Raw genomic sequence first — 23211 nt, 5'->3', positions numbered from 1 at the left:
TTTAACTGTACCCCTTCTGCCGCTGTAGGCTGATTTACATATCAACCCCAACGGATCCACCCACACCAGCGGATCACCCATGTAGGAATACGTGTTCAGCCCGCCTGCTAACCCAATCGGGTCCATCTGGGTGTAACACCCGGCCACCGGATCGTAATAACGGAACAGGTTGTAGTGAAGCCCGCACTACTCGCCACATCCCTGTGGCTCGCCACTTCGGGGTACGCTACGCGTATTCAAATTTGTTCCCGAAAAATTTGTCACGGTCGAGATACTGACCCTGGAAGCGCAGGTTCTGCGGCACCTGCCACTGCGGCACGCTGAGTTCGCGCTCCGTTTCGCCCCAGGTGCTGAACTGCCGCGCCAGACGGTCTGGCCGTCCGTGTCCGTCACCCGTTCCGGCAGGCCGTTGAGCTCGGTGTGGTACCAGTAAATCTCGCAGTCGTCGAAGACGCTGTCGACGCGCGCCAGCGGCTCATAGCTGCCTTCGGTGTAGACGTACTGAACGTAGTGGTCCGGTTCGCGGTCGCTCTGTTCGCCGGCGAGCTGTAAGCCCTGCCAGTCGAAGTGGATGGTTTCCGGCTGCGGGTCGTTATGGCGCCACAGAACCTTATGCGTCCTGCGCCCCAGCGGGTCATAGCGGTACTCCACCCGGCGGAACTCAGCGTTCCCCTCAAACCGAATCTCTTTTACCCGCTGCTCATCGTCATAGGCAAAGTGCTGGATAACACCAGACTTGTCCCGTCGCTGAATCAGCCGCCCGAACCCGTCATAGTCCAGCTTCAGTCCGTCGAGGCGCAGCAGCAGGTTGTGCCACACCGGGTTACGGTGCGCTTCGGTGCGGTTGCCCGCCGGGTCCCAGAAGAAGCGTTCTTCCCGCTGCGGTTCGACGGCTTTTGTGACCTGGCCCGCCGCGTCGTAGCCCCACAGGTACTGGCTGTATTTCTCGCCCGGCGTCGCAGGCGCGGTGTCGGTGTGTATCTGCTGGACTATCTGGTCGGTGCGGTCCCACCGGTAGCGGCGTTCGAACACCAGCTCGCGGCGCGCGTCCAGCACCGTGCGCTGCGTGACGCGCCCGGCGGTGTCGTAACGGGTCTCCTGCGAGAGCACGCCCTGGCTGCGGGAAACTTCCCGGTGCAGCCGGTCGCGGCCGTACGCCGCCAGCGTGTGTGTCGCGCCACCGTGGCGCAGCTGCATCTCCAGCAGATGACCGGTGCCGTAACGCAGCGTGGCGAGTTCGCGGCCATCCGGGAATGTTGTGCTGCTGAGGTTGCCGAGTGCGTCGTACTCATACTCAAATTTTCCGCCGTGGTTCTCCTCGCTCACCAGCTCGCCCGCGGCGTTGCGGGTGAAGACCAGCACGGCGTCCCACTCAGGCTCCCGCTCTTCCAGCAGCGCCTGACGCCATTCGGCGCGCGTGGCGCGGCGGATTTCCAGCGACAGCGTATTGTGGCGGTACTCGGTGCGGTGCTCTGCGGTTTCGCGTGCAGTCAGGCGGCCCAGCACGTCATATTCAAACGCGGTGACCAGCGGCGCGTCCGCGCTGCCCGGCAGCGGATGGCGAATCACCTCCGTCACCTGGCCTGGCGCGTCGTGGCGGTATTCCGTCAGGCGGCCCGCGTAATCCCGCTGGCCCGTCAGTCGGCCTGCGGCGTCATACTCAAACCGCCAGCTTTCGCGGTTCGGGTTCACCAGCGTCGTCAGGCGGCCGAAGCGGTCGTAACGCAGGCGCGTCAGATGGCCTGCCGGGTCGGCGGCGCTCACCACCTGGCCGCGCGCGTTGCGCGTCACCTTGCGCTCGCGCAGCCCGTCGTCGTCCTGCCCGCACAGCAGCCCGGCGCTGTCATATTCGTAGTGCGTCTCGCGGCCGTCCGCCCGCCGCCAGGTGCGCAGACGCCCCGCCGCAGTCAGCGTCCAGCGGTCAGTGTTGCCTTCGGCGTCGCTGGCGCTGAGCGGTCGCCCCGCGTCGTCATAAAGCCGGTGGCTCTGGTTGCCGGAGCAGTCCTCGTCGCGCACCAGTTGCCCGCGCTCGTTCCACCAGAACCGGTGCGTGTTGTTCAGCGCGTCGGTCTGCTGAACCAGGTCGCCCTGCTCGTTCCACTCAAAGCGCGTCACGCCGCCTTTCGGGTCGGTGAGTGAGACCACATCGCCGCGCGGGTTGTATTCATACTGCCAGGTGGCGCCGTCCGGCAGCACTTCCTTCACCGGGAACGCGAACACCGGGTGCCACGTCGTGAAGGTGCTGTTGCCAAGCGGGTCGCGCACTTCCGTCAAGTTGCCGTGCTCGTCGTAGCCATATACCCAGCGGCTGCCGTCCGGCGTGGTGGCCGCGGTCAGCAGCTCGGCATAATCCGCCCACTCGTAGCGCCACACGCCGACCGTATTTAACAGTTACGTAATATGATTGATAATGCTTTTGAAGCTAATGTTTTATTAACCCCATAATATTATTTTTGATGCCATTTAAATGCTAATGAGCATTTTATGGATATACTTTTTAGGGTAAGGGATGGCCTTTTTTATCAGACTTAACACATTAAGAGGCCGCTTCGGCTTTCTTAATAAAGGTGTAGAATTGCTTATATCGCAGACCTTTTTATATTGCTTAACATCCTAATCGTATAAATAAACATTTGCAAAAGATAATATTCATATGCCTGTGAGCATTTACACCTCACACTGATTTTTTCTGTTTAGCCTGATAAAATATTTAGTTACCGTTCTATAATGATGGAAATTTCTATAATGCAGTCCACACTGCCCCTCACATTGACCCTTCCGAAAAAATTGAATTTATTACATGATTCCATAGTAAGTTGGCGGGAGACATAGCCCGCCAAAATAATTTATCATTCCTTTTTAATAACATCCACTTTATTCTAATTCATTTTCTGATCGCAAGGAAGTAATAAACTCCTCAAATGTAGGTGCAAGCTTTCTCTGTAAATTATTATGATTATCTTCCAATGATAACTCATCATCGAAAGCGTCAACGGCATAGAAAACCACACTATCATCATTTTTATTTATACAAAAAAAGTTCCCTCCCCAGTCATTACCAAAAGGAATAAGACTGTTAGGTATAACCTGCCGGGAGATCATTAAGTTATAGCATCCGTTTATAGTTGATGAGGCATCTTTGCCGTCGGATGCAGCAGTTTTAATAGCTTTAAAAGCCGCTATTTCTATAGGCTCAAACTCATCCTCACTATCCCACCAGCTTTTTTCAGGAACTCCACCATTATATTTCAGATAATGATTGACAAAACTATCAGGAAACTTATATGCAACCTGAGCCTCTAATCTTTCGATATCAGCATTGTTAATGCTGACTTCGCAATTATGAAACTTATTACCCATCTTTTGCCCCCTATAAACGACAACTAACACGAAGAGATTTCGGTATCCGACCTCTCAGCCAACCTTTTGAATGCGATATTATGATAGCCTCTTGAGTACCATATTTTACTCCAAAGTGTTTCTCAAACTGGGAGACTGATCCTTTATGCGGGAAAGTGGCTTCATGTGCAGATGTTTTTACTAACTGCATAGTTGTTTTACCCGTATTCGGGTCAAAATCATCAACATGGTGCCATGTATACCCGTGAGCTTCTGCTTTGGTTATACCCGCTTGCTTATAAGCCTCCGTAAAATCCCTATCTCTTGAGCCTTGCATAGTGATTTCTACTATATTTTTTTTACCAGGACTTTCTGGAAAAAGGTCTGGGCTTCCAGAAAAATCTACACCTTGTAAAGCTAAACCAAGCGGATCCACCCAAGTTAATGGGTCCGGCACATATCCATAGGTATTCAGCCCGCCCGCTAACCCAATCGGGTCCATCTGGGTGTAACGCCCGGCCACCGGGTCGTAATAGCGGAAAAGGTTGTAATGGAGCCCACTTTCACGGTCGAGGTACTGGCCCTGGAAGCGCAGGTTCTGCGGTACGTGCCACTGCGGTACGCTGAGTTCGCGCTCCGTTTCGCCCCAGGTGCTGAACTGCCCGCGCCAGACGGTCTGGCCGTCCGCGTCCGTCACCCGTTCCGGCAGGCCGTTGAGTTCGGTGTGGTACCAGTAAATCTCGCAGTCGTCGAAAACACTGTCAATGCGCGCCAGCGGTTCGTAGCTGCCTTCGGTGTAGACGTACTGAACGTAGTGGTCCGGCTCGCGGTCGCTCTGTTCGCCCGCCAGTTGCAGGCCCTGCCAGTCGAAGCGGATGGTCTCCGGCTGCGGGTCGTTGTAGCGCCATAATATCTTGTGCGTCCTGCGCCCCAGCGGGTCGTAGCGGTACTCCACTTTTTTGAATTCCGCATGACCGGTGAAGGTGATTTCCTTTACCCGCTGCTCATCGTCATAGGCAAAATGCTGGATAACGCCAGACTTGTCCCGCCGCTGAATCAGCCGCCCGAACCCGTCATAGTCAAGCTTAAGCCCGTCGAGGCGCAGCAGCAGGTTGTGCCACACCGGGTTACGGTGCGCTTCGGTGCGGTTGCCCGCCGGGTCCCAGAAGAAGCGTTCTTCCCGCTGCGGTTCGACGGCTTTTGTGACCTGGCCCGCCGCGTCGTAGCCCCACAGGTACTGGCTGTATTTCTCGCCCGGCGTCGCAGGCGCGGTGTCGGTGTGTATCTGCTGGACTATCTGGTCGGTGCGGTCCCACCGGTAGCGGCGTTCGAACACCAGCTCGCGGCGCGCGTCCAGCACCGTGCGCTGCGTGACGCGCCCGGCGGTGTCGTAACGGGTCTCCTGCGAGAGCACGCCCTGGCTGCGGGAAACTTCCCGGTGCAGCCGGTCGCGGCCGTACGCCGCCAGCGTGTGTGTCGCGCCACCGTGGCGCAGCTGCATCTCCAGCAGATGACCGGTGCCGTAACGCAGCGTGGCGAGTTCGCGGCCATCCGGGAATGTTGTGCTGCTGAGGTTGCCGAGTGCGTCGTACTCATACTCAAATTTTCCGCCGTGGTTCTCCTCGCTCACCAGCTCGCCCGCGGCGTTGCGGGTGAAGACCAGCACGGCGTCCCACTCAGGCTCCCGCTCTTCCAGCAGCGCCTGACGCCATTCGGCGCGCGTGGCGCGGCGGATTTCCAGCGACAGCGTATTGTGGCGGTACTCGGTGCGGTGCTCTGCGGTTTCGCGTGCAGTCAGGCGGCCCAGCACGTCATATTCAAACGCGGTGACCAGCGGCGCGTCCGCGCTGCCCGGCAGCGGATGGCGAATCACCTCCGTCACCTGGCCTGGCGCGTCGTGGCGGTATTCCGTCAGGCGGCCCGCGTAATCCCGCTGGCCCGTCAGTCGGCCTGCGGCGTCATACTCAAACCGCCAGCTTTCGCGGTTCGGGTTCACCAGCGTCGTCAGGCGGCCGAAGCGGTCGTAACGCAGGCGCGTCAGATGGCCTGCCGGGTCGGCGGCGCTCACCACCTGGCCGCGCGCGTTGCGCGTCACCTTGCGCTCGCGCAGCCCGTCGTCGTCCTGCCCGCACAGCAGCCCGGCGCTGTCATATTCGTAGTGCGTCTCGCGGCCGTCCGCCCGCCGCCAGGTGCGCAGACGCCCCGCCGCAGTCAGCGTCCAGCGGTCAGTGTTGCCTTCGGCGTCGCTGGCGCTGAGCGGTCGCCCCGCGTCGTCATAAAGCCGGTGGCTCTGGTTGCCGGAGCAGTCCTCGTCGCGCACCAGTTGCCCGCGCTCGTTCCACCAGAACCGGTGCGTGTTGTTCAGCGCGTCGGTCTGCTGAACCAGGTCGCCCTGCTCGTTCCACTCAAAGCGCGTCACGCCGCCTTTCGGGTCGGTGAGTGAGACCACATCGCCGCGCGGGTTGTATTCATACTGCCAGGTGGCGCCGTCCGGCAGCACTTCCTTCACCGGGAACGCGAACACCGGGTGCCACGTCGTGAAGGTGCTGTTGCCAAGCGGGTCGCGCACTTCCGTCAAGTTGCCGTGCTCGTCGTAGCCATATACCCAGCGGCTGCCGTCCGGCGTGGTGGCCGCGGTCAGCAGCTCGGCATAATCCGCCCACTCGTAGCGCCACACGCCGCCGTGACGGTCGGTGTATTCCGTGATGCGGTAGAGGAAATCCCAGCAGTGGCGCGTCGAGAAACCCGCGTCGCAGCTGACCGTGGCGCAGCGTTTCGCCTCGTCGGCGTCAATGCGCCAGCGCTCCAGCACGTTGTCCTGGTCGTCCAGCACCTGATAACCGCACACGCGCCAGTTCGGTGCATCGGCGGCGGGCTGCCACTGATAATGCACGCTCAGGTTGGTGGAGTAGCTGTGCCAGCCCATCATGTCGCTGGCGCGATCCCAGCCGAAGCGGCGCGTGACGATGCCGTCCGCGTCGGTCACGTCAGTCAGTTGCCCGTGTTCGTTATAGCCGTAAGTGACCAGCAGGCGACGCTCGCCGTTGCATACCTGATGCACGCTGGCGAGACGGCCATGCGTTTTCTCATACGCGAGTTCGACATCCAGCGCTTCGTTGTCGCCGGAAATCCGCACCAGCCTGCCGTGTTCATCCCAGCTGTAATACTGGCAGTTCTCGTGACGATCGTAGATGCGGAACAGCCGCCACTCGCCCGGACGCGTCGGGTCCGGTTCGTAGACGTGGTATTCGCCGCTCGTCATCTGGAGCATCAGCGTGCCGCTGACGGTGTAATAGAGCGTGATGCCGTCTTCGAGATAATCCACCACGTCGCCGGGGGTCAACTCGCCGAAGCCCAGCTCGCGGCCCGACATATCGCGCCAGATAAACTGATTGTTCTCAAGGCGGAAGAAGCGGGTTTCAAACGGCAGCAGCCAGCCGGTGCCGAGCATACCGGTCGCCAGATTGCGGCTGTTGTAGACACGCTGCCAGATGAGCGGAATGCGGTCTTCCAGCGTGAAATCGCGGTCTTCGCCGCCCGCGAGGATTTTCGCGCCGCTGGCGATATCCACCGGGTGCTGCGTCTGGCGCGCCTCACTGCCAATGCGTCCCGCCTGAAGCAGGGCAATCGTCGTCAGCCCCATGGTGAAATCAGAAAGAAGCTGGCAGCAGAACATCTTGCCCATGCGACGGTTGAATATCGCCCTGAACAACCCTTTGCTGAGATTGCGCAATATTCCCGGCCCAAGGCTACCGATAGCGTTACCGATAAGCCGCGCCCAGAAATTCTTACCGCTGCGGATATCGCGTACCACGATGCTCTCGCCGCCGATGTACACCCGCGAGTTTTCCAGGACCTGGACTTTGGCTTCGCAGGTGCTGCGGTCGCCGTTGCGACTCGCTGGCTGCCCGTTGATCAGCACTTTTTTCGAGCCTTCCGCCAGAAAGTTGGTGCCGGTGGCCATATGGCCTTTAGTGCAATCGACGGTATCGCCCGGCGCAGCTTCGGCGTAAGGGCTGGCACCCTCGACCACCGGCTGGGTGAGGTTATCCCAGACGCCGGTCGCGAAGTTTTTGATGGTGCTTCCGCTGTTTTTAGCGACGGCTTTCGTTCCCGCCCATATCTCATCCATGGTGGGCATAGTAATCTGCGTCAGCTCAAGAATATCGATAGCCATGCCCACCGCCATCTTTTTAGCGGCGTCGAAAAAGCTCTCTTGCGGAACGGGGTTGTTGAGATAGTTATGATCGACGGTACCCGCAGCGCGCGCTGCCGCTTTGCGCATAATGAAAACGTTGGGAGAACCGCTGCTGATAGTGGCATCGGGCGGGCCGCCCCCGCCAAAGAAGTTGCTGATGGCGTCAACGCCCTTACCGACAAAATCACCGATCTTTTCCGGCCAGTCGGTCGCATAGGCGACACCAATAACCGCCACGCCTATCACAGCGGTAAACGGGTTTGACATGAGGGCCATGCCCCCTGCCAGCGCGGCGAGACAGATGGCCCCCTCCACCACGCCGCTAACCACATCGGCCATCAGAGAGCTGTGAACCAGCGGATCGTGAATACGGGCAGCTAACAGTTCGGACACGCTTACGCTCCCTCTCCCGGCGTAAATTCAAGACCCGCTTTAATGGACTCCCATACCGCCAGCGCGTCTTCATCAAAGGGCGCGTTGCGGCTCATCGCCATCACCAGCAGGTGATCGTCAAGCATCGTCGCGATTAACTGCTCGTAAACGGTCACGCTGTGATTATCAAAACGCAACGCCACCTCCTGCGCAGGCCTGCCGCCCAGCTGAGTGGTAATCACTTCGCCGCCAGAAAACTTTTTCATGTCGCGTTTGAGTTTGGCGACCTGGTTTTTCAGGTACGCTTCTTCTTCGCCAGGCTTGACGTCCCACGCGCGGGTCAGTACCAGAGAGGCGCGCGCTTTCGGCAGCGTCAATATTGTCATGCTGCGATCCTGCACGGCTTCCGGCAGCGTCAGCGTCCCTTCTGATAACGTATATTTCACCTGGCTCATGCCTGTCCCTCTCCGTCGGAATTAAATGTTTTTGCCACTTCGTTCTGGATATCTCCGGGCGTCGGCGCGACGTTTGACGCTTTGTCCGGTTCCTTCTTGAGGTTCAGATCGAGCGTGCCGCCGGTATTGATTTGCCCTGTGCCGCTGGCGTTGATCGCGAATTTTGTACAGTAGAGATTGACCTCGCCGTTCGCGCTCATCTCCAGCACCGAATCGCCCGTGACGAGGCGAATGCCGGTCGCGGAAGAAACGGTCACCGTGCCCTGGCCTTTGATGTCGTACTGCCCGCCGACCAGCTCATTGCGGCTCATTTGAATGGCGTGTTCCTGCTTGCCTTCAACTTTGCCGGTGTAGTCCTGCTTAACAGAAAGTATCCGCGAGCCGCCGACGCTGTGGGTTTCATCTTTTTTCACTTTGGTATCGAGGTTGCGCTCGGCCTGGAGCCACACCTGCTCCTCGCCGGCTTTGTCCTCAAAGCGCAGGGCGTTGGCGTTGTCCGGCGAGCCGTCCTTAGAGCGGCTTAAAAAGCCCATCTGCGTCGCCGCCGCCGGCAGCGCCCACGGCGGCATGCTCGCCTCGTTATACACGCGACCGGTAATCAGCGGGCGGTCCGGGTCGCCGTTGATGAAGTCCACCACCACCTCGTCGCCCACGCGCGGTATCTGTACGCCACCGAAGCCCTGGCCTGCCCAGGCGCTGGAGACGCGCACCCAGCTGGAGCTGGTGTCGTCGCCCTTGCCGAGGCGGTCCCAGTGGAACTTCACCTTCACCCGGCCATATTTGTCGGTCCAGATACTCTCGCCCTGCGGGCCGACCACTTTTGCCGTCTGCGGGCCGTAGGTGCGCGGCCACGGCGTCTTCTGCGCCGGGCGGTACGGCACATCAGCCGGTATCACCTCGAAGCGGATTTCATGCAGGGTGTTGCTGTCCGGGCCGCTGGCGTAGCGGTTCTCCTCGAAGCGGTAATGCGCCACCGTGGTGAGGTACTCGCCGTTATCCCCGAAGAACGGCGCGTTGCGCAGCACAAAGGTGTGGCCGGGTGCGATACCGAGCGCCGTCGCGGTGCCCTGCGTCTGGCGGTGCTCCACCTGCCAGCGCTCCTGGCGGATGCGGGCGTAGAACTCGCCGTGGCCGTGCTCCACAAAGCGCCCCGGCCAGTCGTAAACGTCAATGCTGCCCGGCTGCGGCGACAGCGGGTTCTGTCGCGCCTGGAACAGCCAGGCGTTCGGCTTGCGGAAGTCGTAGTCGTCGAGGCTGTAGATGCCCGGCGTCACGCTGTCTTCCAGCGCCCACTGGCTGACGCCCTCTTCGTCTGTGCTGCCGCCTGAAGGGGTCACATGGTACGGAATGGTCTCGTAGCCCGGGAACGGCTCATACTGGCCGGGGGCGTCGGTGAGGATGAGCGTGTGGCGGTCCTGCTCGTGGCGGAAGTGGTAGGCGATGCCTTCCAGCTCCAGCAGGCGGCTGATGAAGTCAAGGCTGCTCTCCTGGTACTGCACGCAGTATTCCCAGACGCGGTAGCTGCCCGACAGACGCTCTTCCATGTTCACCCGGCTCTCGCCCAGCAGCGTTTTCACTATCTGCGGCACCGTCTGGCCCTGGAAGATACGCAGGTTGCGGTCGCGCTGCATCGGCCACAGGTCCGGCTCCACCGTCAGCTCATAGGCCGCGTAGCGGGTGCCGGAGAGCTCCACCGCGCTCACCGCCACGCGGGTCACCTTGCCGTTAAGATAGCGCGGCGTCATCAGCGCCTGGGTCGGGATGGTCACCGTCACCGGCTGGCCCAGCAGCGCGCTGCGGTCGGCCCGCGCATCGGTGCCGAGCAGCGTCAGGGTGAACATAAACGGCTCCGACAGCGCCTCGCGCCCGGAGAGTTTCCAGAAAAGCAGCCCCTCGACCGGGAGCTGAACGGTGATTCGGTTAAACATAACTTCCATCCCTATGTGTATATGCGGTGCATACCAGAGCCGGAGACACCCACCTGGCTATGCCCGTAAATCACAGCACAGCAGCAAATGACGCATACCTTTCAGGCTTCTGGCCGCGCAGCAGACACTCTGCCAGAAACACTTTGCAGTTTTAGTTAATTTCATATTGCAGGCGACATGAAATTTCATAATACGGCTACCGCTGCCATAGCCTCGATCGAGGTTAAGCCATATCAGGAAATGTCAGGTAACGAAGCGGTAAAAAAGACGCTATACAAACGGCACATGCTTGCTTTGCAAATATACCAATAAGTGACTCATCGAAAAACCGCCATTATTCTGAATATACAGACTATTCTGATTCCACTGAGCGTAAGGATTGATGGTTGGGATAAATTCTGACGACTCGCGCACTATTTTTATGGGGAGCGTCACTAATAACGCGCTGAAATATTCATGAAAGAAAGAGAATTTTCTTTTACTTACCGCGCTGAGAAAGGCTTTTTATATGAAAGGATAATATTTAGCTTAGGGGAACCACTAATTATGGTGGGTCGGGCAAATAACGGATTATTTACCCCGGCGTGCAAGAAGTTTTATGCGAGATTCTGGATGATAGAGGCTTTTGCGGGTGTGGCGGTGCGCACAATGACGAGCGCGGCGCGTCATGCCGGCGTCATCATTCAGGCCGTGCCGGGGGTTACTTATCCCGGCTGATAATGACGTTACTCAGGCAATCAGGCGTTTTCTCGCTAAAGCTGAACGTGACAGCCTCGCCAGACGCACCGGCAGGCGTGGTGTAGCTGGTCACTTCGTTTTGCGAATGACCGCGCGGGGTGTCGGTTATCGTCAATACGGGGTAATGCTGTTTAACGTTGTTAAGCGTCAGGCACCGCCCCTGCCAGTGAGAGATAAACAGCAGCGTTTTCTCCTGCGGATCTCTGCTCAGCCGCAATTCAATATCGGTCAACTTCCCTGCGGCAGTAAACGCGACATCTTTCGCCCGGTAAAAATTGATGTACTCGTTCTGAGAATCCAGCTGGAATGCTAAAGGCGCGTGGTTAAGCGTGGCGACGTTGATATCCGCTAAGGATGACCGCATCGCACCAATAAACTGCCAGAGGCTGGCAGAGGGTGTACTGGCTGAAACGCCGCCAAGCGTTAACATCGTTATTAACGCAGCGGTAATGGCCTTTCCGGTATGGCGAATGAAAATCATATTATCCTTAATGGAGGGCCCTTGATCGGGAGCTGAACGGTGATTTGGTTGAGCATAACTTCAGTCCATCTTGCTGAGGAACATTACAGAACGGTTATCTTTCTTGCAGATAAACGCAGTGCGGGAAAGAAAAGAGAAATAATCCAGGCTCCCTTTTCAAATATCCATAATCTCCAAAAGTATGGTGTTCGGCTCGTTCATTTACGAAGTCATTAATTTTATGAAAATAAATATCAAAATTCATCAAGTAATCCTTGTGCCGAATTTTTCCTGATTATCCCAAAGTTATTACATTGCAATCTATTAACTTATAGCAAATCTTTTTTTGTATTAATGACTCGATAACATTCCAATCACCTCCACCGAGGCCAGCGCCTATCCTTGGCATTTGTATTGAAAGGCGATTCACTAAAGCAAAGTCAGACAATTTTTCAAGGCAAAGTTCCAGGGATGCATAACATATGTATTGATTTTTGTCATTGGCATTTTTCTTTATACCATTCTGCGCATACATATTAGCAACAAATATCCGATCTTTAGCATCAACCATGACAAAATCAACCGTCCCTAATTCAGGATTGTTATTTTCTTTGAAGCTATTAAGATAGTGTTTTTTTGCAGTAGGATATTTATTTGAAAGAGACAGAACAAAACCTTTACCCCATTTCCCTTTATTATTCACAATATGAGCAATAATTGTGGATTTTTTCAAAGGTTCTACCGCATCTCCAGACGAGTACTTTATTTTATTTTTTTCTTGCAATGAACTCGTTGATGTTAGCCAGACACTTTCAAATTCTTGGCTCGAAATTTCTTCAGAGTCACTTAAATCCAAATCGTTTTTTTTACCGTCATACAGCAAATAACCTACTTTATCGTTCTTATCTAACAAAAAGGAAGAGGCATAATACGCACCATCTATAATATTTATTTGTCTTGTAGCAACCTCCCCTATAAATTCATTGAGAATGATTCCTTCGCCTGCAATAAAATCAACATTCCCTTTATAATATTTTTTTACATCAATCACAACCCCTCCCACTTTTGACAATTCTCTTAGAGACATCGAGATCTTGTGTGTTCAAGATTAAGAATGTTTTTTTTCGTGGTTCAATTACATCTAAGCCAGTAACATCTATTTCAACAAAATGGCTTACACCTTTTAATTTTCTCGCATCACCATATATATCAACTGCTAATTGTCCCAGAGACATTTTTCCAGTTCCTCCAACATCTTTAAGTGTTCGCCCACCAATTATTTTAGGGGTAATGTTGGTAAAGTACTGACCATCACCAAACCGCGCATGTATATCTCCTGATGAAGGTCGTATTACACCACTTTCAATGATACCTTTTATTCCTTCTTCTGTTGTGTAGTGAATTAATGTCGTTGGAGTCAACCCCCACGGATCCACCCATCCCAGCGCATTCGACGCAAACTGGTACAGATTGATACCACCCGCCAGCCCTATCGGGTCGTGCTGCGTGAACCTGCCGCAGTCCGGGTCATAGTAACGAAATAAATTGTAGTGAAGCCCGGTTTCGCGATCCAGGTACTGACCCTGCATCCGCAGGTTCTGGTGATAGCCTGTCGGCAGCGGCGTCGACTCGTGCGCCAGTTTGCCCCACGCGCTGTTTCGCCCTTCCCAGCGCACCCGGCCTTCCACATCGGTCAGCCGCTCCGGCGTGCCGTTCGGCTGGTTGTGGAACCAGTAAATATCCGGGGCCTGCGTGCCGTCGATGCGCGCCAGCGGCTCGTAACTGTGCGGATCGTTGTAAACACAGGTGAGTGGCACCCCGTCATGGATTTCCTGTAGCAGCCGGAACCCTTCCCAGATAAAGCGCGTGGTAACCGCTTTACCGGTGGGTTGCCCCGCCAGAAACTGACGGCGGGTCTTATTATGTGAGTTTTTAGCAGCTTATTTCATACTAACGAAGGGGCTATTAAATGAGATTACCACATATAAAAGTGAGGGTTATTTTTAATAAGTGCAATAACTCAAGCGTAATTTGTTAAATATTCAAACCGCATATATCAAGTTAAAAAGTTTGTGACTTGAGCGTTCTGGTAAATTTATATAATCATCAATTCCCAGTTGACTGATTTTTCTTCTATCCACAAAAACCCCTCTATAAACTATAGTTGATAGAATTTTAGAAAACACTTCATCATCAATATTTTTTTTAAGCACTAAAAGCTTGCTTGGTTTCTTACTAATTATATAATAAGAATAATTCATTAAAATAAAATTAGAGACAAGCAAGTTAATGGTTGACTGATATTTGTCAAAGCATTCAGTTAATACTTTACAAACATTTTTGCTTGGCCTTTTAAATACTTTAATAAAAAGATTAGGCTCAACTAAAGAAACATTAACATCATCAAATGGCAACGTGTAATCTTTATTATCGCGTTCTGCCAGTAATGATACAGTATTCATCTGAAATCTTTTTATTTTGGCTGCTGAATCCTTATATTTCTCTTTCTTTAAAGAAGTATAGAAGACATCTAACAGGTAAATTATCGGTATGCTTTTTCGGTTTTTTGTTTTTAAGCACACACCTTCTTCATTGATATGAAAGAGACTATACGAATCATAATCCATACCTAACTCAAAACATAAGAATCTTAAAAAAAAGTTTTGCGATTTTAATTTGTTCGGGATATTAGAGTTTTTCAAAGAAACAAGTTGTTTTAAATAATATAATATGAATATATCTTTATCGATTCTTTGCCGGTTATCAATTTGAAAAAGATATCCCAGCCGAGAAAGAAACAACTCAAGTGCATAAATCTCGTCATCTGTTAGGTTTTCTCTTGTCATTACATTATTAAACTCTCCTTCTGGTAAAAAATCTAACCAGCGACTCAAGGAACATAACTTCCCTTTTTCATTCAGGAACGAAAAAAGAAACAACCCTGGTTCCCTTTGCAAATATTCATACTCCCCAAAAGTATGGATTTCGGCCCGTGCATTCACAAAATGCTTAATTTTATGAAGATAAATTTCAAAATTCATTATGTAATCCTTGCGCCACATTTTTTCCAATTACCTTTTTGATCCCTTTTCTCAATATGGAGCGAGGTAATTTTATCATTAAAGTCTTTAAGAATATTTTTTCCGATACCTTTCGCGCCCGGTTCATTTTCTTTAGACAAGACTCCATCTTTTAAACCTGTTTCTTTATAATCAACTGAAGATATATCTCTATGATTATTGAGCATTTCTACGCCCTCATCATTTACTGTAATAACTGCGCGATATTTTTCATCACTCGGGTTAAACCCTGGCCGGCTGTCATGGTTAACCCAAACGGCTTTAGCACCTTTATGGTGGGGAATTAATCCGCCTTTACCACCGCGTTCAGCGGCTACATTAATCGCTTCTGTTTTTCCCATATATCTTATAACTTCATTTTGTTTCAACCCAAGAGGATCAATTTTCCCCAGCGCATTCGGCGCAAACTGGTACAGGTTGATACCGCCCGCCAGCCCTATCGGATCGTGCTGCGTGAACCTGCCGCAGTCCGGGTCATAATAGCGGAATAAATTGTAGTGAAGCCCGGTTTCACGGTCCAGGTACTGCCCCTGCATCCGCAGGTTCTGGTGATAGCCCGTCGGCAACGGCGTCGACTCGTGCGCCAGTTTGCCCCACGCGCTGTTTCGCCCTTCCCAGCGCACCCGGCCTTCCACATCGGTCAGCCGCTCCGGCGTGCCGTTCGGCTGGTTGTGGAACCAGTAAATGTCCGGGGACTGCGTGCCGTCGATGCGCGCCAGCGGCTCGTAGCTGTGCGGGTCGCTGTAAACGTAGGTGAGCGGTACCCCGTCATGGATTTCCTTTAGCAACCGGAACCCTTCCCAGACAAAGCGCGTGGTGACCGCTTTACCGGTGGGCTGCCCCGCCAGAAACTGACGGCGGGTCTTGCTGATGCGCCGCCCGAGCGGATCGTAGCGGTAGCGCCAGCGGGTCTGCCCGTTGTCTTTCTCTACCGTGCGGCCATGAATGCCATAACGCCACTGAATGCCGTTAAGCTGCGTCACACGGTTAAAGCGCACCGTCTGCGTCAGCTGACGCCATGCACTATCGTATGCTCTGCGGTAGCAATAAAAAATTTAAGCAAATTTATATGTGGTGCTATTTAATTTTACTATATTAACAGGCCAGATGTGATAACTGGCCAAACCTATTTTTAATATCTTTTTTGGTTAGAGATAAGATTCAAGCAGGGGTTCTGTGACTGGAGTCTTTTCCTCTCTTACGATTAAAAAGGTCGGAATAGGGTAGTTGGTATCATGCTGAGAGAGTGCATTTTTTACATAAAGTTTTAAAGAAAGCAAATCACCTTTCTCGTTTATATTAATTTTTGGCCATTCATTTTTAATTAGCTCATCCCAATTTCTTAAAGCATGACCAGGAATCACACTAACTTCTTTAATAGCTTCTTTTAAATAGTACTTTCCATTGTAAGGAGTTTCATACCCTATGAAAGGAGACTGTATATTACTTTCATGACAAGAAAGAATGTAATAAACCCACGGCGTGTTACCCCATGACAGAACCATCAATCCCTCGTTAAAGATTTCATTGGCTAGTTCTGTTGTTGTAAATTCTTCTATAAGATCATTATTATGTATCTTATCTTTCAAGAAAGATTCTAATAGTTTTATGTCTGTAAGCATAAAACCTAATTCACTCAACCCGCCAAAATAACGAACTGCCTTATTATCTTTTTTCGAGGAATGATAGGGATTACAACTCAGACTTCTGGCAATCACATGAATATTTATAATACTAGCCCGTTCCAACAACTCCTTTTTACTGGATGAATTAACTTCCTCCCCAGTATGAGGGACATCTTTATATAAATAAACGCCTATTCTATAAGTAGGACCATGCAATTCTTGTTGATCCCCAAAAGTAAACTCTTCTCCCGTTACCCCCTTAATACAAATACTGAATTGGTTATTAGCCACAATAACGGGCTCTAAGATAGATTTATAATCGTCAATATATTCTTCTAAAAAAGAAGGTTTATCCGATTCAATCACCTCAATATTAATTAAAGCTTTACCTTTGAAGGTATAGTCCAATAGGAAGGAAATATCAAAATTCCCCTGACTGGTTTTTATTTCTATTTTCTTAATCGAGTCGATGTTATCAACTGCATATTGTAATTCTTTCATTTTTATCTCTTCTTGAGATAACCTTGTGCTTTTTTAACCAATAATTCCATTTCTTATACTCATTAGAATGTTTTGGCCAAGCAGCTAGTTATTTAATGCCCCGCTTCTAAAGTTAAATTCCCGTCCCCATTAATTTTTTAGTATCAAAAATGTAGGCTCTGATGGAAGTTGAACAAACTTAAAAATCGTGCTGGGTTGCGCCAAAATTCTGAAGTTTTGTATTGCTTTTAAATAATCAACTGTCGATTAGGAGATTTTCTTAGTTTCATCTTATTTAATTCCCCGGTAATACCTGGCACATCCATACCACCAAGTGCTCCATGCTGGATTAGTTATTACATACTATGTTTAATAACTTAATTGATAACAACGCATTTAAAACGCTCACATTACAAAATCAAGAGCGTTATATGTAAGCTTGCAATCATTTTAGTTTAATGTGGATTAAAGCTAGCCAAAGAAAAATCTCATAAATCCTTCAACTTCTTTTTCATCTAATTTTTTAGATAGCATATCTTTAACATCACCTATGAATGTTGCTTCAACATTAAAATCTTCATCAAAAACTTCACCATTATATTTATCACGCTCGATATCTACTGCTGAATTTAATGCATCTAAGAAGCTCGATAACGAATCAGCTATAATAAAATGCCTTTTTTGGATACTCCCATATACAGCGCATGCATCATATGTTGTATCGCAAAAAAGAACATCACCATTCCTTTCAGCAAAAATAATATATGATTCATTCCAGGTATCATCACCTGTATTCCAGCCTGACAATATACTTTTTAATTCAGATGGCTCGATAAAATGCATAAAGAAAATGCCATCCAATGTTGGTTTATCTTTTAAGGTTAAATGATGGTAAAAAAACTCAATCTCTCCTCTTAGAGAAACGGTACTCTTTAAATTATTATCATGATCTGTATAATCAACCACTCCCATATTTTGATTATTTAACTTGAAATTCTCAGCCAACTTAACAATAGATTTCTTTATATTCATTTTGAATCCTTTTATTCTTTGCAACGTTGTCTACTTGTTAAACTTTTCACTCTATCAATCAAACGACCACGAGTTGTATTTTGTGTATTACCTCTGTGCCCCTGTGTTCCATGTACATGTTCATTGAAATCATCAGGGTGATTATGGTTTTTCAGAAATACTATATTTCTGGGATCTCCTTGCCATTTATAGCCAAGAGTTCCATTTCCTTCAACAGAGTTGATATGATGCCCTGTGTAACCTGCACGTGACATCACGGAAGTAAGTTTACTGTTAGGCGTTTTCAAAATTAACTCTTTTTCCTGTTCCGTCCAATTACGAGAACCCACTCCGCCATTTTGTAACAAGGCTTTTTCCTGAACCCAAGCGCGAGCTATCGCTGAGCTTCTGGCTCCTCCTTGAGCACTCAAAGAATCATGCGGTTTATAACGTATTAAATCTTCTGCATTCAACCCCCACGGATCCACCCACCCCAGCGCATTCGGCGCAAACTGGTACAGATTGATACCGCCCGCCAGGCCTATCGGGTCATGCTGCGTGAACCTGCCGCAGTCCGGGTCATAATAACGGAATAAATTGTAGTGAAGCCCGGTTTCACGGTCCAGGTACTGCCCCTGCATCCGCAGGTTCTGGTGATAGCCCGTCGGCAACGGCGTCGACTCGTGCGCCAGTTTGCCCCACGCGCTGTTTCGCCCTTCCCAGCGCACCCGGCCTTCCACATCGGTCAGCCGCTCCGGCGTGCCGTTCGGCTGGTTGTGGAACCAGTAAATGTCCGGGGACTGCGTGCCGTCGATGCGCGCCAGCGGCTCGTAGCTGTGCGGGTCGCTGTAAACGTAGGTGAGCGGTACCCCGTCATGGATTTCCTGTAGCAACCGGAACCCTTCCCAGACAAAGCGCGTGGTGACCGCTTTACCGGTGGGCTGCCCCGCCAGAAACTGACGGCGGGTCTTGCTGATGCGCCGCCCCAGCGGATCGTAACGGAAGCTCACCTCCACCTGCGGCTTACTGCGGTCCCGTGGCTGGCTGATAACGTCCGTCAGACGGTGTTCGCCGTCGTAGCGGTAGCGCCAGCGGGTCTGCCCGTTATCTTTCTCTACCGTGCGGCCATGAATGTCATAACGCCACTGGATGCCGTTAAGCTGCGTCACGCGGTTAAAGCGCACCGTCTGCGTCGCGCTGTCGTCAAGCGGATTGCCCGCCGCGTCCCACTGCCACTGTTCCTGGCCCGGCAGCGTGCCGTCCTGCGTCAGCAGACGCCCTGCGCTGTCATATTTCCAGCGGTACCAGCTGAAGGGGTTATCGTCGCGCTCCTCGCGGATGAGGTTGTTGCGATAATCATAATCCCAGCGGCGAGACCAGCGGCGCGGCGCGGGGCGTTGCGCGTCGCCGGCGAAAACATCGCGCCTCGTCAGGCGGCCCAGCCGGTCATACTCGCTGCGGCTCGTGAGTAACCCCTGTGTACGGCTCAGCTCGCGGTGCAGTTCATCGCGGGTAAAATCCGTGACCGGCAGGTTATCGAGCGCAATGGACAACAGATGACCGCTGCCGTAGAAGTGGTGTTTCAGCATTCGCCCGTCGGGTAGTTGCACAGAAGTGCGGTTGCCGAGCGCATCGTAGGTCCAGCCCAGCGCGCCGTTTTCGCTCTGCTCGCCGATGACGCGGCCCAGGGCGTCATACTCAAAGCGCAGCTCCTGTTCCGCCTCGCGGCTCCAGACGTTTTCCGCAAGCGAAGCATGCAGTGCGATACGGCTGATTAACCCTGCTGGCGTGTAGTCGTAGCGGGTCTGGCCTTCCGGCGTCGTGCGTGAAAGAAGCTGCCCGGCCGCGCTCCAGGCGAAAGTATGGGTAATCGCCTCAGGATGCCCGGCGGCGAAAGTACGAGCGATGGTGCGTCCGCAGGCGTCATACCCGTAGCGGGTAATCACGCCATCTAAACTCTCTTCCTCCAGCAGCCGGGAATCCGCGCCCCAGCGGAACTGGTATGCCTCGCCTTTTTCATTTTCGAGTGCAATCAGGCGGCCACGGCTGTCCCAGCGGCGGCGCACGGTATCCCCCTGCGGGTTAGAGGTCGAAACAAGACGCCCCGCAGTATCATAGGTAAATTCGTTGCGCTTGCCGTCAGCCCCTTCATGCGCCTCAGGCAGACCGCGCGCATTCCATAACAGGCGTTCTTCCCAGCCTTCGGGGCGCTCCAGCTGGATCGGACGGCCCGCGGCGTCGTAGTGATAGCGGGTCTCTTCACCATCCGCTGTAATAACAGTACTTAACCAACCGAGCGGGTGATAGCGGTAACGGGTAACGCGCCCGGAACAGTCTGTCGCGCGAATAACCTGCCCCGCGTCGTTGTATTCCTGGTGGCGGCTGTTACCCGCCGCATCCACCTCTTCCACGATTTGTCCAGACTCGTCGCGGCGCAACAGTGTGGTTTGCCCGAGCGCATCGACGATGCGCGCCAGCCCGTGATGTTCATCGTAATAAAAACGCGTGGCGGTACCGTCTGCCTCGGTGATAGCCGCAGGCAAGGCGCGGTGCTCCAGCCACTGCGTGGCGCGGATGTTGCCTTCAGCATCCACTTCCTGCACCCGGTTGCCCATGTCGTCATAGGCAAAGGTGGTCGCGTTACCCAGTGGGTCGATACGGCGGGTCAGCAGATCGTGTTCATTCCACTCGTAACGCCAGCTCTCACCACGTTCGTCAACAAAACGCGTGATAAGCCCCTGCGCGTTCCAGTAATGCTGGCGCGTCTGGCCGTCGTATTGCGTGACCGTCGTCAGCCCCGCCGCCAGATCGTAAGCGATACGGCAGCCATCGCCGGTACTGGTGCGGTTTTCCACCACGCGCCAGTGATCGAATTTCTCCCAGCGATATTCACTCTCCAGCCCGCCGGGTAACCGGTGCCAGATCATCAGGCCAGCATCGTTGTAGCGGTACTCACGCGTCGTGATGCCGGCTGCGTCGGTGACTGCCGCCAGTTGCCCACGACCGTCGTAACGATAAGTGACCAGCGGCCATTCTCTTTCACCATCGAAATGCACGGCTGACGTCACACGCTGCGCAAAGCGTTTATCCTCATAGCGCAGCGTGACATCAATGGCGCAAGGCGCGTCGTGAATGCGCACCAGACGGCCATGTTCATCCCAGCCGGTTTCCAGCGCATTGCCATATTCATCACTTAGCGATGCAAGGCGCAGCACTGAAGGGTTGGCGCGTGTGGGTTTAAATAAGCGCCAGACGGCGCCGTCGTCATCGGCGATCGCCACATCGCCGTTCTCATTACGGCGAACAATAAGCCCTTCGCTGATACTGTAAAGCGCCTGGTTCAGCGGTGGCAGTGTAAAGCGCAACTCACGGCCAGTCTCGTCAAACCAGGTGACTTCGCCATCTTCCAGCGTCAGATAGCTGTCAAAAGCGGTAGCCCAGCCCAGGCCGAACAATCCTTCGCGGGTGGTTAAGCTGTTATAGCTGCGCTGCCAGCGAAGGGGAAAACGACCAGGCAGTGAGAAGTCCAGTTCATTATTATCGTTCAGAACCTTCACGCCGGTGGCGGCATGAACGGGGTGGGAGGAGGCGAAAACGGCGTTTATCGCCATATCCGTAAGCATACCGGCGCCTGCCGACACTAAAGCGCAGGGCATATTTTTGAGAATGTTGCCCGGACGTCCTCGAATGAGCGAAAGGGCAATCATCGCTACCGCCAGCCCTGCGGTTTTACCGCTTTTGATATCGCGCACCGTCAGCGTTTCACCGCCGATAATGACGTTTGGCGACACGTCGTCCGAAATAGTGGCTTCGCAGGTGGTGCGATCTTTGGCGCGCACGGCAGGCTGGCCGTTAATGAAGACGCTTTTTGATCCTTCCGCCAGGTATTGCGGGCCGGAGTGTTTATCGCACAGCACGGTATCCAGCTCCAGCGACGATGTCCCTGGCGCGGCAGTCGCGACCGTAGGCTGCCACATCTCGCTGCCGAACTGCGCCGCTGCGGAAAGCAACATACCGCCGTAGTCGGCGAAACTGCCAGGCTTTTGCGGCTCCGGCGGCGGCGTGTCGCCTGGCGTAAGTTTGCCTGCCGCGCGAGCGGCCGGAAGCTTGTTGGTCAGCACATTGGCAGAGCCGGTAGCGATTGTCCCGGCCGGTGATGGCGGGAAAATCGCATTGCCGATCCCCGTCGCCATATTACTGATGTCATCCGTGATCCCTGCGGCGTTCGCCAGGATACCACCGATAATTCCGCTCAGCGCGCAGCTGGAACCTATCGCCGCCAGCCCCGCCGCCGCAGCGCCCGCACCCGCAAGCGGTGCGGCAGCCGTTGCGGCCACTGCTACCGCCGAGCCAATGGCTGCATACGCGAGACCTTCAGCCACAAGGCTTGTGATATCGGCAAAGATACTGGAGTGGATAATCTTGTCGCCCTGGCGGGCCGCATGTTTGTCGCTCATGCCACGTATTCCATTATTTATGCAGCGTCAGGCTTTGTTTAATCGCATTCCAGCGTTCCGCATCTTCATCAGTGAAGGGGCGTAGTGCGGAAAGAGTGAAAATTAACAGGCGCGGTGCATCAGGTGCCTGTAGGGCAAATTGCTTCTGCCAGATTTGCTGATCCTGACGTACAAACGCGGTTTCAACTTCCACCGCGCGGTGCGAAGGCTGTCCGACCAGGATACGTGCAAACTCGCTCTGTTGGATTTCACCCATTTGTGCGCGCAGCACTTCCCACTGGCGGTGGAATTCTTTTTCAAAATCGCTGTCATCCGGAATTGCGCCGCGGCTGACAATTAACGATAACCCGCTCTCATCGTCGCGTAACATCGTCATGCTGGTGTCCTGCCAGGCGGCAGGAAAAAGGGAAAATGAACCTTCCTGAAGGGTATATTTCATGGTGGGGCCTGTAATTAGATTTTTACGCTAAATAATAATTAAGAGCGGGTTAAGAGTACCTGCGCTTAATATTCATACTTAGCCATCGTGATACGTTTCAGACACCGTGAATCCTGTTCCGGGAAACTAAAAGCCCAGGCAAGTCCGCGGTCATCTCTTGCAGTCCGGTAACCGATCAGTTGTCCGACGGCATGTCCCTTCGGTATGTTAAATAATTTAGCATCAGGGAAATGTTCTCGGACTTGCTCAAGCGTTATACAAGGCGTATCAACAATAAACGAAACCAGTGAGACCGATTTTTCACCATTGTTCCACAGACGCACATCAAGATCGCTTATCCGTGTCCCATCCATTAACGCAAAGGTGGCGGATGTGAAGCGATTATCCGCTGTTGCCACTGTTCGGACGAGAGGCTGTTTAAGAAGCTGGCTGACATCGTCTGCTTGTTTGCCCCAAACGGATTTTAATTCGCGCGTGGTTTGCCATAACGCCTTATGACCTGCGCTGGTTTGTTCCGCAGCGCAGAATAGCGGTATGGATGATAGTATAAACAACAGAGAACGTATTATTCTGTTTTTCATTATTGCTTAACGTTTGTATAGCCAGCGCTCTATAAATACAGATACCGG

Annotated in this window: 13 protein-coding genes and 3 pseudogenes; 1 reads left to right on the top strand and 15 read right to left on the bottom strand. The window is 52.9% G+C overall.

Annotated elements, in window-relative coordinates:
- Positions 1-42: 42 nt before the first annotated feature.
- The 5 genes and pseudogenes from AFK66_RS23095 to AFK66_RS19760 form a co-directional block, all read right to left on the bottom strand.
- Positions 43-2358, bottom strand: a pseudogene (locus AFK66_RS23095) (RHS repeat-associated core domain-containing protein); the annotation flags it as partial.
- Between the two features lie 516 nt (positions 2359-2874).
- Positions 2875-3360, bottom strand: coding sequence for an SMI1/KNR4 family protein (locus tag AFK66_RS19775; protein WP_007779851.1), 486 nt, complete (start codon positions 3358-3360; stop codon positions 2875-2877).
- 10 nt (positions 3361-3370) lie between these two features.
- The gene (locus AFK66_RS19770) at positions 3371-7930 is read right to left on the bottom strand and encodes an RHS repeat-associated core domain-containing protein (protein WP_081050448.1); all 4560 of its coding nucleotides are present in this window, start codon (positions 7928-7930) and stop codon (positions 3371-3373) included.
- A gap of 2 nt (positions 7931-7932) precedes the next feature.
- Entirely contained in the window at positions 7933-8364 is a 432-nt protein-coding gene (locus tag AFK66_RS19765) for a DcrB-related protein (protein ID WP_007779836.1), read from the bottom strand.
- Positions 8361-10292 carry a type VI secretion system Vgr family protein gene (locus AFK66_RS19760; RefSeq protein WP_041461032.1) on the bottom strand — a complete coding sequence of 644 codons (1932 nt, stop codon included), beginning with the start codon at positions 10290-10292 and terminating at the stop codon, positions 8361-8363. The genes AFK66_RS19765 and AFK66_RS19760 overlap by 4 nt, the downstream gene beginning before the upstream one ends.
- A 456-nt stretch (positions 10293-10748) precedes the next feature.
- Here AFK66_RS19760 and AFK66_RS19755 point away from each other — a divergent pair, with 456 nt between their 5' ends.
- Positions 10749-11009, top strand: coding sequence for a hypothetical protein (locus AFK66_RS19755; protein ID WP_023897751.1), 261 nt, complete (start codon positions 10749-10751; stop codon positions 11007-11009).
- Here AFK66_RS19755 and AFK66_RS19750 read toward each other — a convergent pair.
- From AFK66_RS19750 to AFK66_RS21865, 10 genes and pseudogenes are all read right to left on the bottom strand, one after another.
- Positions 10993-11511 carry a hypothetical protein gene (locus tag AFK66_RS19750; protein ID WP_007779907.1) on the bottom strand — a complete coding sequence of 173 codons (519 nt, stop codon included), beginning with the start codon at positions 11509-11511 and terminating at the stop codon, positions 10993-10995. The two genes, AFK66_RS19755 and AFK66_RS19750, sit on opposite strands and share 17 nt — an antisense overlap.
- Positions 11512-11785: 274 nt before the next feature.
- Positions 11786-12541, bottom strand: a complete 756-nt coding sequence (locus AFK66_RS19745; protein WP_032968535.1) for a macro domain-containing protein — start codon at positions 12539-12541, stop codon at positions 11786-11788.
- Positions 12534-13412, bottom strand: a pseudogene (locus tag AFK66_RS23090) (RHS repeat-associated core domain-containing protein); the annotation flags it as partial. The gene AFK66_RS19745 and the pseudogene AFK66_RS23090, both read right to left, overlap by 8 nt.
- Positions 13413-13532: 120 nt before the next feature.
- On the bottom strand, positions 13533-14531 hold the full coding sequence (locus AFK66_RS19735; RefSeq protein WP_007779901.1) for a hypothetical protein: 999 nt from the start codon (positions 14529-14531) through the stop codon (positions 13533-13535).
- Positions 14531-15622 (bottom strand): annotated as a pseudogene (locus AFK66_RS19730) (RHS repeat domain-containing protein); the annotation flags it as partial. The pseudogene AFK66_RS19730 and the gene AFK66_RS19735, both read right to left, overlap by 1 nt.
- Before the next feature lie 96 nt (positions 15623-15718).
- Positions 15719-16696 carry a hypothetical protein gene (locus tag AFK66_RS19725; RefSeq protein ID WP_007779896.1) on the bottom strand — a complete coding sequence of 326 codons (978 nt, stop codon included), beginning with the start codon at positions 16694-16696 and terminating at the stop codon, positions 15719-15721.
- 450 nt (positions 16697-17146) lie between these two features.
- Positions 17147-17707 carry a hypothetical protein gene (locus AFK66_RS22655; RefSeq protein WP_032968531.1) on the bottom strand — a complete coding sequence of 187 codons (561 nt, stop codon included), beginning with the start codon at positions 17705-17707 and terminating at the stop codon, positions 17147-17149.
- A gap of 11 nt (positions 17708-17718) precedes the next feature.
- The gene (locus tag AFK66_RS19715) at positions 17719-22143 is read right to left on the bottom strand and encodes an RHS repeat-associated core domain-containing protein (RefSeq protein WP_023897746.1); all 4425 of its coding nucleotides are present in this window, start codon (positions 22141-22143) and stop codon (positions 17719-17721) included.
- 13 nt (positions 22144-22156) lie between these two features.
- A complete protein-coding gene (locus AFK66_RS19710) occupies positions 22157-22582 on the bottom strand; it encodes a DcrB-related protein (protein ID WP_007779888.1) in 426 nt (141 codons plus the stop codon).
- A gap of 65 nt (positions 22583-22647) precedes the next feature.
- The gene (locus AFK66_RS21865; RefSeq protein ID WP_032968530.1) at positions 22648-23163 is read right to left on the bottom strand and encodes a hypothetical protein; all 516 of its coding nucleotides are present in this window, start codon (positions 23161-23163) and stop codon (positions 22648-22650) included.
- Positions 23164-23211: the final 48 nt, after the last annotated feature.

The sequence above is a fragment of the Cronobacter malonaticus LMG 23826 genome, assembly GCF_001277215.2.
Taxonomy (GTDB): domain Bacteria; phylum Pseudomonadota; class Gammaproteobacteria; order Enterobacterales; family Enterobacteriaceae; genus Cronobacter; species Cronobacter malonaticus.
Note: the sequence above shows the minus strand (reverse complement) of the source record. Positions and strands in the feature narration are given on the sequence as shown.